Annotated in this window: 12 protein-coding genes; 6 read left to right on the top strand and 6 right to left on the bottom strand. The window is 58.8% G+C overall.

Going from position 1 to position 15,712, the window contains the following annotated elements; translation table 11 throughout:
- Window positions 1-36 precede the first annotated feature (36 nt).
- The 4 genes from CHY22_RS06125 (at window position 37) to CHY22_RS06140 (ending at window position 4,849) form a co-directional block, all read left to right on the top strand.
- Complete coding sequence (locus CHY22_RS06125) at window positions 37-927, top strand: LysR family transcriptional regulator (protein WP_089573081.1); 891 nt, start codon at window positions 37-39, stop codon at window positions 925-927.
- A gap of 119 nt (window positions 928-1,046) precedes the next feature.
- A complete protein-coding gene (locus CHY22_RS06130) occupies window positions 1,047-2,207 on the top strand; it encodes an MFS transporter (RefSeq protein ID WP_089573082.1) in 1,161 nt (386 codons plus the stop codon).
- 120 nt (window positions 2,208-2,327) lie between these two features.
- Window positions 2,328-3,506 carry an acetate kinase gene (locus tag CHY22_RS06135; protein WP_006234305.1) on the top strand — a complete coding sequence of 393 codons (1,179 nt, stop codon included), beginning with the start codon at window positions 2,328-2,330 and terminating at the stop codon, window positions 3,504-3,506.
- Between the two features lie 164 nt (window positions 3,507-3,670).
- Window positions 3,671-4,849 carry an acetate kinase gene (locus CHY22_RS06140; protein ID WP_089573083.1) on the top strand — a complete coding sequence of 393 codons (1,179 nt, stop codon included), beginning with the start codon at window positions 3,671-3,673 and terminating at the stop codon, window positions 4,847-4,849.
- Window positions 4,850-5,196: 347 nt separating this feature from the next.
- Here CHY22_RS06140 and pta read toward each other — a convergent pair whose 3' ends face one another.
- Window positions 5,197-6,177, bottom strand: a complete 981-nt coding sequence (pta, locus tag CHY22_RS06145) for a phosphate acetyltransferase (protein WP_089573084.1) — start codon at window positions 6,175-6,177, stop codon at window positions 5,197-5,199.
- Window positions 6,178-6,408: 231 nt separating this feature from the next.
- Between pta and glf the strand changes: the two genes are divergently transcribed.
- Window positions 6,409-7,611 (top strand): UDP-galactopyranose mutase, encoded by a 1,203-nt coding sequence (gene glf / locus CHY22_RS06150; protein WP_089573085.1) that lies wholly within the window; start codon window positions 6,409-6,411, stop codon window positions 7,609-7,611.
- Window positions 7,604-8,635, top strand: coding sequence for a glycosyltransferase family 2 protein (locus CHY22_RS06155; RefSeq protein ID WP_089573086.1), 1,032 nt, complete (start codon window positions 7,604-7,606; stop codon window positions 8,633-8,635). The genes glf and CHY22_RS06155 overlap by 8 nt, the downstream gene beginning before the upstream one ends.
- 332 nt (window positions 8,636-8,967) lie before the next feature.
- Here the strand turns inward: CHY22_RS06155 and CHY22_RS06160 are convergent, their stop codons facing one another.
- The 5 genes from CHY22_RS06160 to ppk1 form a co-directional block, all read right to left on the bottom strand.
- Complete coding sequence (locus CHY22_RS06160) at window positions 8,968-9,969, bottom strand: P1 family peptidase (protein WP_089573087.1); 1,002 nt, start codon at window positions 9,967-9,969, stop codon at window positions 8,968-8,970.
- A 99-nt stretch (window positions 9,970-10,068) separates the two neighbouring features.
- Window positions 10,069-10,650, bottom strand: coding sequence for a Maf family protein (locus CHY22_RS06165; protein ID WP_089573088.1), 582 nt, complete (start codon window positions 10,648-10,650; stop codon window positions 10,069-10,071).
- A complete protein-coding gene (locus CHY22_RS06170; RefSeq protein WP_055287259.1) occupies window positions 10,647-11,189 on the bottom strand; it encodes a DJ-1 family glyoxalase III in 543 nt (180 codons plus the stop codon). Before CHY22_RS06170 ends, CHY22_RS06165 begins: the two co-directional genes overlap by 4 nt.
- 106 nt (window positions 11,190-11,295) lie before the next feature.
- Window positions 11,296-12,624, bottom strand: coding sequence for a 23S rRNA (uracil(1939)-C(5))-methyltransferase RlmD (gene rlmD / locus CHY22_RS06175; RefSeq protein ID WP_089573089.1), 1,329 nt, complete (start codon window positions 12,622-12,624; stop codon window positions 11,296-11,298).
- A 98-nt stretch (window positions 12,625-12,722) separates the two neighbouring features.
- Entirely contained in the window at window positions 12,723-15,125 is a 2,403-nt protein-coding gene (ppk1, locus tag CHY22_RS06180) for a polyphosphate kinase 1 (protein ID WP_233502859.1), read from the bottom strand.
- Between the last annotated feature and the right edge of the window lie 587 nt (window positions 15,126-15,712).

The raw sequence follows: 15,712 nt of genomic DNA on the forward strand, positions 1-15,712 counted from the left end.
CTTGGCCCGTCGACTTGGCTGCCTTTGGAGTAATCTATGCAGCTTTCTCAACTCGAATACCTTCAAGCGGTAGCGAACTATGGCGGCGTGCGCAAAGCAGCTCGCGCCGTTCATGTGAGTCCGCAGGCCGTTTCGTCGGCAATCAAAAAGCTGGAATCTGAGTATCAGATTGTTTTGCTCGACCGATCGGCGGGGGAGGCTGTTTTGTCTCCGGCGGGCAGAGAATTTGCGCGTCGTGCGCGCGTGATCCTGGCACAAGTCGACGATCTCAAAAAGTACGCTCAATCGAGGGGCGACGGCGTTTCGCCCGATGGCCACTTTCGTCTTTACGCCCCCTGCCTTCATGGGCGGGGGCGCCTTTTTGCCGAAAGCTGGTATGACTCGTTTGAACGCTCGCACCCTCAGATTCACCTTGATGTGTGGCATCAGCCAACGGCCACATGCTTTGAATCACTTGTGCTTGGCATTTCGGATGCGGCTATCTCATTCGAGGAACCACGGGACAGCGTCCTTTCTTCAAAATATTTGGGTGAAAAGGAGCTCAAGGTTCTTTCATGCCCAGCGGGTCATCAATCTGTGGGCGCCATGACCATTCGCGAGTTACTGGGCGGCAGGCTCGCTGTTCCCATTAATTTGTCACCCTGTCTCAATGCAATCAATCAATGTCCCGAAGCCCAGCTCGTCAATTTTCGCTTCCGTGATGTTGAATACGGAAACAGGGCGCAGACTGAGTTTCTTCAAGCCGGGGGATTGATATTGGGTTTGTCTGGGTCCTCTCTTGCGTCGGATGGATCAGAAGTGAGTGAGTGCTCAATTGAAGGTTCGCGTGATGTAACCTTGCCTATCTACTTTTGCTATCGGCAAAATTCCTGGACTGATCGACACCAGACGGTTTTTCTGCACCTATTGCGTCATCTTGCTTCGTGAGATTAATTGGCTTCGAGGCATCAAGTGATTATTGACGCCTTGTAACACATAGCTGACAGCTTTGCCCTCATGCTTTTCCAAGATTCCGATTTAGATTGCTGACTCTTGGAGGGTGGAGCATGAAAAACCGTACGGTTTTGCTTTATATGACGTTCGTTTTTCTGTCGAACTTCAGCACCATCTTGTATTTTCTAACTGTCTACCTTGAGTTCGTCGGACTTTCGATGGTATCGATTTCTAGCATGATGATTGCATATCAAGTGAGCAAGTTCATCCTTGAAGTTCCCACTGGCTATATTGCTGATAGGTTTGGACGAAAGACAAGCGGTCTCGTTGGCGTCGTGGGAATGCTTGGATACTACGCCGCCCTGCTTCTCGTCCGTTCTCCCCTGCTTTTAATCGGTGCGTTCGCTCTCAAGGGTTTTGCCGTTGCGTGTGTGAGCGGATCCATCGAAGCGATTTACATTGACAGCGTCTCTCAGGACCAGCTCGTAAGACTTAATGTCGTTGAGCGATTTGTTTTCTATGCCTCTTATGCCATCTCCGCTTGCGTGGGCGGTTTCATTTCGTCCGTCGGTGCATATCTCATTGGTCTTTCGGCAGATATCATCGCAATGGTGTTGACGTTGGTTGTCGTTGTCTGCATTCCTGAGATGCGAAGAGGGGGTACTGCGACGACACCTGAACATGGGATTAGCCCGAAGATGATCGGTGCCGCTATTGCGGGTAATGGCATTCTTCGTTCAGCGTTCATCATGGACTGTTCTCAGGCATTTGCTTTTGTCGCCCTGGAAGACTTTTTCTCACTGCTGCTTGCGGGTCGCGGAATGAATGCCGTCGCTTCGGGTGTGACCATTGCGGTCCAGCTCCTTGCCTCGGCCTCCATGGGACTTATTGTGCCCTGCGCGATTGCTCATGTCGACAAGGGCCGCTTTGCGCGTATTTGCGGCATCGTGCGCCTTTTCCTGACAGCTTTGTTTTTGATTCCCCTTACTCCGGCTAATTTGCTGCCCGTGTTCTATGTGCTGCAGACGGTTGCGTACTCGTTATTTGCTCCAATTAAATACTCAATTTTTCAAAAGGCAGCCGATTCTTCGATGCGCTGTTCACTGATTTCGGTTCAAAACCAGATGGTGGCGGTGGGCGCCATCCTTTTCTATCTGTTCAATGCTGTGTTGAGCAGCATCGCGGGCATTCGAGTCGTATTGCTTGTCGCGCTCGGGATTTCTTCCCTTGTGTATATCCCCGCGCTCTTTCGTCTTACAAGCCAAAGGTCATGAGTATTTGGGCACCGATAACTTATATATCAACGCAATAAACCCGAGCGCGAGGGCGTTTGGGTTTATTATTGATGCGTATGTAACCTGGCGGCGCCACACCGCCTGTTAGTAGGGAGACACATGAACGTTCTGGTCGTCAACGCAGGATCTTCGACCCTTAAGTATCAGGTCATCGATACCAAGTCCCACAAGGTGTCCGCAAAGGGCTCCTGCGAGCGCGTCTGTTTTACCGGCGGTACCTTCACCCACGCTGCCAACGGCTCCAAGAAGGTGACCGAGAACATCGAGTTTCCCGACCACAAGGTCGCCATCGAGGTCGTCCTGAAGGACCTCGAGGCCAACGGCGTCAAGATCGAGGGTATCGGCCACCGTATCGTTCAGGGCGGTTGGTACTTCGGTGATTCCTCCCTCGTCGACGAGGACGTCCTCGCCAAGATCCGCGAGGTTGCTCCGCTCGCCCCGCTGCACAATAACCCCGAGGCCAACGTTATCGAGTACTGCCTCGAGCAGTATCCCGATCTGCCCAACGTCACGGTTTACGACACCGCTTTCCACTTCAACATGCCCGAGGTCGCCAAGACTTACGCCCTGCCCAAGGACGTCTGCGACAAGCTGCACATCCGTAAGTACGGCGCCCACGGCACCAGCTACCGCTACATCTCCAAGAAGGTCGCCGAGATGACCAACGGCGAGGCCCGCAAGGTCGTCGTGTGCCATATCGGCTCCGGCGCTTCCCTGTGCGCCATCGAGGACGGCAAGTGCATGGACACCACCATGGGCTTGACGCCGCTCGACGGCGTTATGATGGGCACCCGCTGCGGCTCCATCGACCCGGCTACCGTGTGCTACCTGCAGCGCGAGGGCGGCTACACCTTCGACGAGGTCGACGAGATGATGAACAAGAAGTCCGGCCTTTTGGCTGTGACCGGTGGCAAGACCAACGACTGCCGCAATGTCGAGGAGCTCGCTGCCGCTGGCGACCCCGAGGCTCAGCTCGCCTTCGATATGTTCGTCTACAAGATTGCCGCCAAGGCTGCCGAGATGGCCACTTCTATGTGCGGTATGGACACCCTGGTCTTTACCGCCGGCATCGGCGAGCACGCTCCGGCCGTCCGCGCCGGCGTTGCCGACCGCCTGGCCTTTATGGGCGTCAAGATGGATCATGCCCGCAACGCCCTGCGTGGTGACGGCGCTTGGTGCCTGTCTGCCAAGGATTCCAAGGTCAAGATTTTCGTCATCCCCACGGACGAGGAGTTCATGATCGCTTCCGACGTCGAGCGCATCGTCAACGGCAAGTAATTGCAAAAGGGGAGGGGCTGGACGACCGAGCGCCGTTCGGCCCCTCTTTTGTGCTCGTTGGGCGATATGCCTGATAGTAATTTATTAAGTTGTGATAACTTCTTATTAACATGCGGCCGCCTTAAGGGGTCTGCGCCGACCGTATCGCACTGCAAAGGAGTCTCATGAACGTACTTGTTGTCAACGCCGGTAGCTCAAGCCTTAAATATCAGCTTTTGGATACCGATACCCGCGAGGTTTTCGCCAAGGGCAACTGCGAACGTATCGGTTCGGACATGGGCATCTTTGGCCACTCCGAGAACGGTGGCGCTAAGCAAACCGAGGAGGTCCCCTTCCCGGACCACCGTTCGGCTATCGCACGTGTGCTCGAGGAGCTCGAGAAGACCGACTTTACGATCGATGGCATTGGGCATCGTATTGTTCAGGGTGGCTGGTACTTTGACGATTCCGCGGTCGTCGACGATGAGGTCATGGCTAAGATTCTCGAGGTGGCACCGCTTGCCCCGCTGCACAACTACGGCGAGGCAGCGGCAATCGAGTATTGTCGCGAGAAGTATCCGGAGCTGCCCAACGTGGCCGTCTTCGACACCTCGTTCCACATGACTATGCCCGAGGTCGCCTACACCTACGCCCTGCCCAAGGACGTGTGTGACAAGTACCACGTGCGCAAGTACGGCGCCCACGGTACGAGCCACCGCTATGAGTGGATGATGGCCAAGGAGATCCTGGGTTCGCGCTGCCACCGTCTGCTTTCGTGTCATCTGGGCAACGGCGCTTCGCTCGCCGCCATTGAGGACGGTGTATGCCGCGATACCACGATGGGTCTCACGCCGCTCGACGGCCTGATGATGGGCACCCGTTGTGGTTCCATTGACCCGGCTACCGTGTGCTACCTGCAGCGCGAGGGCGGCTACAGCTACCAGGAAGTCGATGACATGATGAACAAGCAGTCTGGTCTGCTTGCCATCTCGGGCATCTCCAACGACGCCCGTGACATCCGTACGCGCGCCTCCGAGGGCGACGAGCGCTGCCTGCTCGCCTTCGATATGTTCGCCTACAAGGCCATGCAGCAGGCCGGCTCCATGATCGCTTCAATGGCGGGCGTGGACACCATTACCTTTACCGCCGGCATCGGCGAGAATGACTGGTCGATCCGCAAGGCCTTCTGCGACTGCTTCGAGTGGCTGGGCGTGCGCATCGACAACAACAAGAACCGCGAGGCCGTGGGCAACGGTCCGCAGGTCATCAGCGCCGCCGGTTCCGCCGTCACGGTCATGGTCATCCCCACCGACGAGGAATACATGATCGCCCACGACGTCGAGCGCCTGACCAAGAACAACTAACGCATTCGTCTGTAATTGACAAAAAGGCCTCCAGAGCAACAGCCCGGAGGCCTTTTTACTAGCAGGCGGAAATTCCAGTTCCAAAGTGATCATCGCCGGCAACGCCTGCGCTCCCAGCAACGTCACCCATTCGTTCAGATCCTCAGCCCCAGCTCGTAGCCAAGCCGCCGCCCACTCCAGATTCCCTGACTGCTGCGTGACGGCAGGGACCCTGCAGGGCAAAGCTCTGAAAACATTCCGCAGGACGCAAAGAGGCTCCGCCGCGCGAAGCGCGCAGCGGAGCCTCTTTGCATGTCCGAGGACGTTTTCAGAGCTTTGCCCTGCAGGGTCCCGAGGGGATATGTAAGCTATTCAGCCATCTGAGCCTGGACGGCGGTGATGGCTACGACACCCACGATGTCGTCGGCAGAGCAGCCGCGCGAAAGGTCGTTAACCGGCTTGGCGATGCCCTGCAGGATGGGGCCGTAAGCGTCGGCGCCGGCGAAGCGCTGGACCAGCTTGTAGCCGATGTTGCCGGCCTCGAGATCGGGGAACACAAGCACGTTGGCCTTGCCGGCAACGGAGGAGCCGGGGGCCTTGAGCTGGGCGACGGTGGGGACGATAGCGGCATCGAGCTGCAGGTCGCCGTCGATGGCGAGCTCGGGTGCCTTCTCCTTGCAGAACTTCACGGCCTCCTGGACCTTCTTGGCGACCTCGCCACCGGCGGAGCCCATGGTGGAGTAGGAGAGCATGGCCACGTGCGGCTCAACATTGCCCATGAAGGTGGACCAGGAGTGAGCGGAGGCGATGGCGATCTCGGAGAGCTCGTCGGAGGACGGGTTGATGTTGAGGCCGCAGTCGGCGAAGATCAGCGTGCCGTCGGTGCCGAACTGCGGGGTGTCGGTGCACATCACGAAGAAGGCCGAGACCAGCTTGGTGCCCGGGGCGGTCTTGAGGATCTGAAGCGCGGGGCGCAGGGTGTCGGCGGTGGAGTGGCAGGCGCCGGAGACCAGGCCGTCGGCGTCGCCCATCTTGACCATCATGGTGCCAAAGTAGGTGGCGTCCATCACCTGGGCGCGAGCCTGCTCGATGGTAACGCCCTTCTTGGCGCGGAGCTCGGCAAACTTCTGCGCGTACTCCTCGTGCTTCTCGGCATTGCGCGGGTCGATGACGGTGGCGCCGGGAACGTTGATCTCGTTGGGATCGCCCAGGATGACGATGTTGGCCAGGCCTTCCTCGATGATCTTGTTGGCCGCGACGATGGTGCGCGGATCCTCGCCCTCGGGCAGGACGATGGTCTTAAGGTCGGCCTTGGCGGCAGACTTCATACGGTTTAGGAAATCGCTCATGTTACTCCTTACAAGCGTTTCGCTAAGCTCCAGGCGCCCGGCTGTTCACGAATAAACCCGCTGCTAGCGGGTCTACCTTTCAATTATGTTCGCCGCTGTGCTTGAGCTTTCCTTGTGTGGCAAGCTCATTATAGGACGCATTAGCGCTATAATCGCTCTGATAAATATGTCTCGAAGAATGTTCGAGAAAAGCCCAGCTAACGAGCCCGTGGCTTTTGACAAGGAGTATCGATGCAGATTACCTCAGGCCTGCCTGAAGGCTTTAACGCCGGCGCGTACGACATGATTGTCGTCGGTGCTGGATATGCCGGTGCCGTTTGCGCCCGCCGTCTTGCCGAGACTATCGGCTATCGTGTTGCCGTTTTGGAGCGCCGTAGCCACATTGCGGGCAATGCCTATGACTGCACTGACGAGGCCGGAATCCTGATCCACGAGTACGGTCCGCATATCTATCACACCTTTAACGAGCGTGTGCATAATTTCCTGTCGCGCTTTACCAAGTGGACGGATTATCAGCACAAGGTGCTCGCCAACATCAACGGTACCCTTATGCCCGTGCCTTTCAACCATGCGAGTCTCAAGCTCGCCTTTGGTGACGAGCGCGGCGAGGAGCTGTATCAGAAGCTCGTGGAGACCTTTGGCAAGGATGTCAAGGTGCCCATCATGGAGCTGCGTAAGAAGAACGACCCGGATCTTGCCGAGGTCGCCGATTACGTCTACGAGAACGTCTTTTTGCATTACACCATGAAGCAGTGGGGCCAGACGCCCGACCAGATCGATCCCTCGATCACCGGCCGCGTTCCCATCTTTGTGGGCGACGATGACCGCTACTTCCCGCAGGCTCCCTTCCAGGGTATGCCGCAGGACGGCTACACGGCGTTGTTCGAGCATATGCTCGACCACGACCTGATCGACGTGTTCTGCGACGTGGACGCCCGCGATCTCTTTGAGATCGACGAGACCACCGTCAAGATCGGTGGCAAGGCCTACGGCGGCGAGATCGTTTATACCGGTCCGCTCGATGAGCTGTTCAACCTCGACTTGGGTGCGTTGCCGTACCGCACGCTCGATATGAAGTTCGAGACGCTCGATATGGACCAGTTCCAGCCCGTGGGCACCGTCAACTACACCACGAGCGAGGACTACACGCGTATCACCGAGTTCAAGAACATGACTGGCCAGGTCCTGCCCGGCAAGACCACCATCATGAAGGAGTATTCCAAGGCCTATACGCCCGGCTCGGGCGAGACGCCCTATTACGCCATTCTGGAGCCCGAGAACCGCGAGCTCTACGAGCGCTATCTCGAGCGCGTCCAGAACTTGACGAACTTCCACCCGGTGGGTCGCTTGGCCGAGTATCGTTACTACGATATGGATGCCGTGACCAACTCCGCCCTCGATCTTTCGGATGAGATTATCGCCTGCCATGCATAAAGTCATAACATTCGGTATTCCCTCGTATAACGCCGCCAAGGACATGGACCATTGCATCACCTCCATTCTGGAGGGGAGCAATTATGCCACCGACATCGAGATTATCATCGTCGATGACGGTTCCAAGGACGAGACGGCCGCTAAGGCCGACGAGTGGGAGGCGCGTTACCCCGGCATTATCCGCGCGGTGCATCAGGAGAACGGCGGCCACGGTATCGCCGTCCTTTCGGGCTTGCGCGAGGCGCAGGGCACCTACTACAAGGTTGTCGACTCGGACGACTGGCTTGACGGCGCTGCCCTTTCGACCATGCTGTCGATTCTGCGTGGCTTTGAGGAGCGCGACCAGCGCGTTGACCTGTTTATCTCGAACTACGTGTACGAGAAAGTTTACGAGGGAACGCATACCGCTATTGGCTACAAATTTGCCCTGCCGCGCAAGAAGATCTTTTCCTGGGATCAGATCGGTCATTTCCGCCTGGACCAGAACCTACTCATGCACAGCCTGTGCTATCGCACGGATGTGCTGCGCGAGTCCAACCTTCCCATGCCGCCGCACACGTTCTATGTGGACAACATCTACGCCTACGTACCGCTGCCGCGTTGCAAGACCATGTACTACGCCGACATTGACCTCTACCGCTACTTTATCGGTCGCGAAGGCCAGAGCGTCAACGAGGCAACGATGGTCAAGCGTCTGGACCAGCAGTTCCGTGTTACGCGTATCATGATGGAGTCGTACCACTTGTACAGCGATGTTGAGTCGTCGCGCCTGCGTTCGTACATGATGGGCTACTTCACCATGATGATGGCGATTTGCTCGGTACTCACCAAACTTTCCGAGGAAGATTGCGCCGACGAGCGCCTAAAGACGCTGTGGAATGATTTGAAGGCCTACGACGAGCGCATGTATCGTCGTGCCCGCTACGGCGTGGTCGGGTTCTTCACCAATCTGCGCGGACGGGCCGGAGACAAAACCGCACTCGGCCTATACCGTCTTGCCTCAAAGATCTTCAAATTCAACTAGCTGCTGAGTAATCGCTGCTGATAGGTTGACTGGGCCCCTTGGCCTTTAGTTTGCTACTGCGAGCAGGACTGTTCGCAGTAGCAAACTAAAGGCCAAGGGGCCTCTGCTATAAGAATCGATTGTCAGGTTATTTGAATTTGAAGATCTTCGACGCGCGGTACACAGGGGCCTGGGCTGAAAAGAATCTGGTTGGTAGGTTGCCCGGTGGGATTTGGTTATGTTTGTCGCGAGTTCCGCACGAGCCGAAGAGCACTTAATGTGCTCTTCGTGCGAGCCAGGACTGTAGAGCAGCAAACATAACCAAACCCCACCGGGCAACCGGACGAGCTAGTTTACTTTGCGGCGCCGGGTATGCCGTGGGAGGTTTTGGCGTTTTTGGCTCCGTTTACGATGGCGGTTTGCAGGGCCCTTACGGCGAGCATGCCCAGCAGGTCTAGGGGAACGGCGGCGCTTGCCTGGGCGCCTAGTTTGCCACTGGCGAGGGTGTAGATGGTGTCGCCGTCGTTGGTGGTATGTGTCGGGCGAATGGCGTGCGCGTAGGCATCTGCTGCCATCTGGGAGACCTTGGTGGCTTGTGCCTTAGTGAGTTCCACGTTGGTGACGATGCAGCTGATGGTGGTGTTGGTGCGGTCGAGCGGCATCTGCATGGATCCGGCGGCGGCAAAGGCTGCGAGTTCCATGTCGACGATCTGGTCGCTATCGGCTGCGGCGCGCATACCGGCGACCCACTCGCCGGTGAAGGGGTCGACAACGTTGCCGCAGGCGTTGACCGAGACCACGGCGCCCACCTTGATGGGGCCGAGCGCCACGGCGGCAGCGCCAAGGCCGGCCTTCATGCAGGTGGCGGGGCCCATGAGCTTACCCACGGTAGCGCCCGTGCCGGCGCCTACGTTGCCCTGTTCGAGCTTGGTGGGGGTGTGGTCGAGCGCCTCGCGCACGGCGGCGATGCCGGCCTCAATGTCGGGACGCACCGTGGGGTCGCCAAAGGCAAGGTCGAAGATACAGCTGGAGCACACGATGGGCACCTGCGTGGGGCCGACGGGCAGACCAATGCCGCGGCTCTCGAGTTCGCGGGCCACGCCGCTTGCAGCCTCGAGGCCAAAGGCCGATCCGCCCGAAAGGCAGACGGCGTGGACCTTATCGACGGTGTTTTCGGGACGCAGCAGGTCGGTCTCACGCGAAGCGGGGGCACCACCACGTACGTCAACGCCGCCGGTGGCACCCTCGGGCGCCACGATTACGGTGCAGCCGGTGCCAGCCTCCTCGTCCGTATAGTTGCCAAAGCAAAAGCCATCGACATTGCAAACATCGATGGCTTCGAGCAGTGTGTCCATGTGTTCTCCTATCGGTTTTCCGCCGGGCCTTATGCCCGGTCGGGATCCGTACGGTACGGCAAAATTGTAGGCGCTGGGGGATACCCAGCGCCAGAGCAATTACGAGAGTTTTTGAATCGCGCGTGCGACGCGAGCGATGGGCAAGCCCACCACGTTGTAGAAGTCACCCGAAATATCGTGCACAAGCATGCGGCCGCCTGTGCCTTGGATGCCGTAGGCCCCGGCCTTGTCCATGGGTTCGCCGGAGGCAACATAGCGCTCGATCTGCTCTTCGGTAAGCTCATAGAACGTCACGTCGGTCACATCGACAAACGACAGGCTCTCGGCGGCATGCGGAGCTGTAGCGTCGCCGGCTTTAACGATGCAGACGCCGGTTGCGACCTGGTGCGTGCGGCCCGAAAGCTCGCGGAGCATGGTGCGCGCCTCGTCCCCGTCTGCCGGCTTGCCCAAAATTTGGCCGTCAAAGGTGACAATAGTATCGGCCGCGACGGTCAGTTCGTTGGGCTCGGCATGTTCGGCCGTGACGGCAGCGGCTTTGGCACGCGCCAAGCGCTCGACGAGTGTAAGCGGAGCTTCGCCATCAAAAGGCGTTTCGTCGATATCTGCGGGAATCACGCGAATGTCATAGCCCGCCTCGCGCATCAACTCGATGCGGCGCGGTGATTGCGAAGCCAAAATCATAGCTGAATGCCCTCGGCGACCTTCTCGACGGCCTTGTCGCCGGCGAGCGTGCGCAGCAGCTCAAGCGCAAAGGGGAGCGACTGGGCCATGCCGCTGGCGGTGATGATGTTGCCGTCTTGCGTAACCTTCTCGCCGGTATAGGCGCCTTCGGGGAAGCTTTTCTCAAAGCCAGGGAAGCACGTGGCGTGGCGCCCCTCGAGTAGGTCGAGCTCGCCCAGGATAAACGGGGCGGCGCAGATGGCGGCAACGTGCTTGGTCGCGGCGAACTCGCAGACCACGTCGCAGACGCGCTGATCGGCACGCAGGTTGGTGGCACCGGGCAAGCCGCCGGGCAGCACGACGCAGTCGTACTCGTCAAAGTTGATCTCATCAAAGAGCGCATCGCAGGTCACGGGGATCTGCAGCGAGCTTACGACCTCACGTGTGGGCATAATCGAGACGAGCGTGGCACGCACACCGCCGCGACGCATGACATCGACCATGGTCAAGCATTCAATAGTTTCAAAGCCATCGGCGGCGAGAACGGCAACGCTGGGCATGAGGGTTCCTTTCATAGGCGGCATACAATTAGCCGTCTTATACCCCGAAGACCTCCGCTTGCCACGCTCGATTTCTCAATGATTTATCTGAGCAATGATTGAGTGGCTAGTTGCGCCTAAGGTGGACGACGGTCTCGCAGTGGAAGGTTTGTGGGAACAGATCGACTGGCGTGATCTTTACGGGGGAGAAGGTGCCTTCTTCGACAAAGCGTTTGAGATCGCGCGCCAGGGTGGCCGGGTCGCAGCTCACGTAGGCGACATCGCGAGCACTCGTGCTGGCGATAAGGTCGATCGCCTCGGGGGCAAGGCCTGCGCGCGGCGGGTCGACCACCAAGACGTCGGCATCCTGGTCGGGGAACTCGCGCACCGCGTCTCCGCCAATGACGTCGACGTTATCGAGCTTGTTGATCTCCAAGTTACGGCGTAGATCGCGCACGGCGGGGCCGTAGGCCTCGACGGCGGCGACAAAGTCGCAGCGGCGGGCGAGCGGCAGGGTAAAGGTGCCGGCACCGCAGTACAGGTCCACGGCAAGCTCGTCTTCCTGCGGGTCGAGCGCTTCCATGACAAGCTCGATCAAAATCTCGGCACCCTTGGTGTTGACCTGGAAAAAAGACGGGGCAGACAAGCGCATCTGGCCATCGGCGATGTTCTCGGTCCAGGAGCCCTCGCCGGCGAGCATCTCAACCTTGGAGACGCGACGGGCCTTCTTCTCGCCCTTGCTCATCACACGCACGATGCTCGTGGGATGAGCGGCGTCCGCCAGCACGCGGGAGACTTGCGAGCGCGGAAAAGAGCCTGTGGGTGTCCAGAGTGCGACCTCGAGTGCCTTGGTGCGGCGTGATGCGCGAATGCCCACGCGTTCGAGCCCTAAGTCATGGCCGCCGCTTAGATAGTTGAGTGCGCCGACGACCGATTTGAGCGCCTTCGGGAAGCGCTTATCGAACAGCGGGCACGCATCGACGGTCACGATTTTGCTGGGGTTGACACCGTGCATGCCAAGGCGCACGCGACCGTTGACGACGGTCGGTTCGAGCTCGATTTTATTGCGGTAGCCCCAGTCGTCCTTGGTGTGGCAGATGGGCTGTACCAACTTATCGACCTGCTCAGGAGCGAACTTGCCGATGCGCTCGAGCGTGGAGCGCAGGTTTTGCTCTTTGGCGGCAAGCTGTGCCGTGCGTGAGAGATTGCCCCACGAACAGCCGCCGCAGATGCCAACGAAGGGGCAGGGGGGCTGAATGCGATCGGGGCTCGGCTCCAGAATCTCGGTCGTGCGGGCGCGCATGAACGACTTGCCGTCCTGTACGACTTCGGCTTCGACGGTGTCGCCTGCCACGGCGCCCTGCACAAAGACGGCCTTGCCGTTGTCGGCGTGCGCCAACCCGTCTGCGCCGTAGGTCATCGATTCTATAGTGAGCTTCATATCCCTGCCTGTCATTCGTGTTGTTGTTCGCACCATGGTAGCAGGGAAAAGCGCCCCGCATCCGAGGCTTTCCTCAAATGCGGGGCGCTTCTACAAACTGCTTCTACAAACGACTATTTCGTCTTGCCGGTAATGAGCGTCTTAAGACCCAGGCCGATCAGGCCCAGGCCCATGCGCACACGACCGGGGCGATGGCGCTCGATGGCCTTGGTCTTGCCGGCGGGCTTATCGCGACGGGCGCTCGTCTCGGGTGCGGGCTTGGTGACCTGCGGCTCGGGCTGAGGTACAGGTGCGGGCTCGGGCTCAATGACGGTCGCCTGGACCTTTTGGACTTTGGGTGCTACCGGCTGCGGCTCGGGCTCGGGGGCGGGTTTCGCCTCAATGACGGGCTCGGGCGCGGCCTCGGCGTTGCGATAGGCGCGCTCCAGCAGAGCTTCCTGCGAGTTGAAGGGTTTCTCACCCTCTGCGCGCTCCACGGGGACCCAGGTGCCGTCGCTCGTGAGGCTGCGGGCCTTCACGTTGTCGCGCAGCTGCATACCCATGTACTCGTGCACCAGGGCGCGGCAGGTGGGGTCGAGCACAGGGAAGGCGATCTCCACGCGGTGCTCGGTGTTGCGTGTCATCATGTCTGCCGAGCTCAGGTAAATCATGTCCGAGTCCACGCCAAAAGCGTAAACACGGGCGTGCTCCAAAAAGCGTCCGACGATGGAGCGGACATGCACGTTCTCGGTCTTGCCCGGAACACCGGGCTTGAGGCACGAGATGCCGCGGATGATCATGTCCACGCGGACTCCAGCGCACGATGCCTCGGCGATCTTGTCGATAACCTCGCGGTCGGTGAGCGAGTTGAGTTTAAAGAACACGCGGGCGGGCTCGCCAGCGAGAGCGCGCTGAATCTCGCGATCCAGACCGCGCATGATGAGCGGCTTGAGGCCTACGGGCGCCACGCCCAGGAAGCGGTAATCGCCGCGCAGATTGCCCAGCGACAGGTTGCGGAAGAACAGGTTGGCGTCCTCGCCGATACCGGGGTGGGCGGTCATGAGCATAAAGTCGCTGTAGAGTTTGGCCGTCTTCTCGTTAAAGTTGCCGGTGCCCAGCAGCGTCAGGCGCGTTAGCGCCATGCCCTCGCGATAGGTGAGCTGACAGATCTTGGAGTGGCACTTAAAGCCCTCGGAGCCGTAGATGACGGTGCAGCCGGCCTCTTCCAGGCGCTCGGCCCACTCGATGTTGTTCTGCTCGTCAAAGCGCGCGCGGAGCTCCATGAGCACCGTGACCTCCTTGCCGTTCTCGGCGGCATCGATCAGCGACTCGCACAGGCGGCTCTGCTTGGCCACGCGGTAGAGCGTGATGCGCAACGAGATGCACTCGGGGTCGTAGGCGGCCTCGTGCACCAGATCCAGGAAGGGATTCATGGCCTCATAAGGATAAAAGAGCAGCTTGTCGTGCTGCAGCACCTGCTCGCGGATGGAGCGGGTCATATCGATGGTGGGGTTGGGCTGCGGCTTAAACGGCGTAAAGAGCAACTCGTTGCGCAGGTGCTCGGGAATCTTGCCCTCAATGCCAAAGACGTAGCCCAGGTCGAGCGGGATATCGCAGGTAAAGACCGAGCGGCGAGAAAGCTCGAGCGCCTTGCGGATGGTCTTGAGCGTCGCCTTCTCGAGCGACCCCGAGACCGCGAGCACTACCGGCTGCAGACGCAGGCGCTTCTTAAGGATGCGTTTCATGTGCTGGCGGTAGTCCTCTTCCTCTTCGACGCCCTCGCCGTCCGGATCGATGTCGGCGTTGCGGGTGACGCGGATGAGCGCGCGGTCGAGTGGCTTGTAGGAGCCAAAGCAGCTGTCCAGGCAGGCGAGGATGACGTCCTCGAGCAAGATGTAGGAGTAGGTGCCGGTGGGCGAGGGGATCTCGACCACGCGGTTCATCGAGGCGGGAATCTCGATAAGGCCCAGCAGGCTCTCCTCGTCGGTGACGCCGTCCAGGCCGCAGGCCAGGTAGAGTGCGCCGTTGCGCAGGTTGGGGAAGGGGTGGCGCGGGTCAATCACCAGCGGTGAGATGACCGGCGACACGTAGGCCTGGAAGTAGCGGGTTACAAAGGTGCGCTCCTCGGGCGTAAGTGAATCGATGCGGGCGCGGTGAACGCCCAGGGTGTCGAGCTTGCCCTCGATGCTCTTAAAGATGGACTCCCATCGGGTAAGGAGCCCGGGCATTTCGGCCATGACGGCATCGACCTGTTCGGAGGCGGTCATATTGCTCTTGTTGTCGACAGGCTGTTTTTTGAGCTCTGCCAGATCGGACAGGCCACCCACGCGCACCATGAGAAACTCGTCGAGGTTGGACTCGAAAATCGAGACGAACTTTAGACGCTCGAACAGCGGAACGGTCTCGTCGAAGGCTTCGTCAAGCACACGGTTGTCAAAGCGCAGCCAGCTGAGCTCTCGGTTCTGCGTGTACGAGAAGTCGCGCGGCGGTTTGCGCAGCTTTGCGGCGGCTTGCTTTTTTTCGATTTTGCTCGGCATATGTATCTGTCCGTTCAGTCCCCGCAGGGGACGGTTGCCTAACACTATTCACTATTGTCTCAATTTAGTCGACCTATGGCACGGACGTATCGCGTGAACGGTATCTTTACCTACTTCTTACGCTGACAAGCCATAGAGCTGACGCCCGTCGCGTTGTGAAAAACGGTCTATATCCTCACTCAACTGGTGAGTATGTGTGAATAAGAATGATAGGTAGCTGAATATCATCGAATACAGACAGAAACACGAACAAGCGTCATTTATATACATAAAACCGTTGTCGATATGCAATTCCTAATCGAAAGATTGGAGTTGTAATTGCGAATGATTTTTGAGAAAAAAGAGCGTTTACCTTAGAAAAGTTACTTTAGAACGCCGAAGTACATCATGGGGGAATCACATGCGATATACCGTTCATCGCACTTTGTTGACCGTTCGGGGGCGAGGTGGAATTGCGGGTGATTTTTGGATATAACTAGAGCTGTCAGCAAGCAGCGTCCCATATGGAGGGGCGCTGATACATTCGGCCAGTAAGGCCCGAAAGAAAGGTAGGAGGCCATGACGAAAGGTCTGCACGTGCCTTCCGA

The organism is Collinsella sp. TF06-26, from assembly GCF_002232035.1.
Classification (GTDB): domain Bacteria; phylum Actinomycetota; class Coriobacteriia; order Coriobacteriales; family Coriobacteriaceae; genus Collinsella.

Coding starts and splice junctions, on each gene's coding strand:
- CHY22_RS06125 (WP_089573081.1), top strand. CDS start 37: ATGCAGCTTTCTCAACTCGAATACCTTCAAGCGGTAGCGAACTATGGC.
- CHY22_RS06130 (WP_089573082.1), top strand. CDS start 1,047: ATGAAAAACCGTACGGTTTTGCTTTATATGACGTTCGTTTTTCTGTCG.
- CHY22_RS06135 (WP_006234305.1), top strand. CDS start 2,328: ATGAACGTTCTGGTCGTCAACGCAGGATCTTCGACCCTTAAGTATCAG.
- CHY22_RS06140 (WP_089573083.1), top strand. CDS start 3,671: ATGAACGTACTTGTTGTCAACGCCGGTAGCTCAAGCCTTAAATATCAG.
- pta (WP_089573084.1), bottom strand. CDS start 6,177: ATGAGCGATTTCCTAAACCGTATGAAGTCTGCCGCCAAGGCCGACCTT.
- glf (WP_089573085.1), top strand. CDS start 6,409: ATGCAGATTACCTCAGGCCTGCCTGAAGGCTTTAACGCCGGCGCGTAC.
- CHY22_RS06155 (WP_089573086.1), top strand. CDS start 7,604: ATGCATAAAGTCATAACATTCGGTATTCCCTCGTATAACGCCGCCAAG.
- CHY22_RS06160 (WP_089573087.1), bottom strand. CDS start 9,969: ATGGACACACTGCTCGAAGCCATCGATGTTTGCAATGTCGATGGCTTT.
- CHY22_RS06165 (WP_089573088.1), bottom strand. CDS start 10,650: ATGATTTTGGCTTCGCAATCACCGCGCCGCATCGAGTTGATGCGCGAG.
- CHY22_RS06170 (WP_055287259.1), bottom strand. CDS start 11,189: ATGCCCAGCGTTGCCGTTCTCGCCGCCGATGGCTTTGAAACTATTGAA.
- rlmD (WP_089573089.1), bottom strand. CDS start 12,624: ATGACAGGCAGGGATATGAAGCTCACTATAGAATCGATGACCTACGGC.
- ppk1 (WP_233502859.1), bottom strand. CDS start 15,125: ATGCCGAGCAAAATCGAAAAAAAGCAAGCCGCCGCAAAGCTGCGCAAA.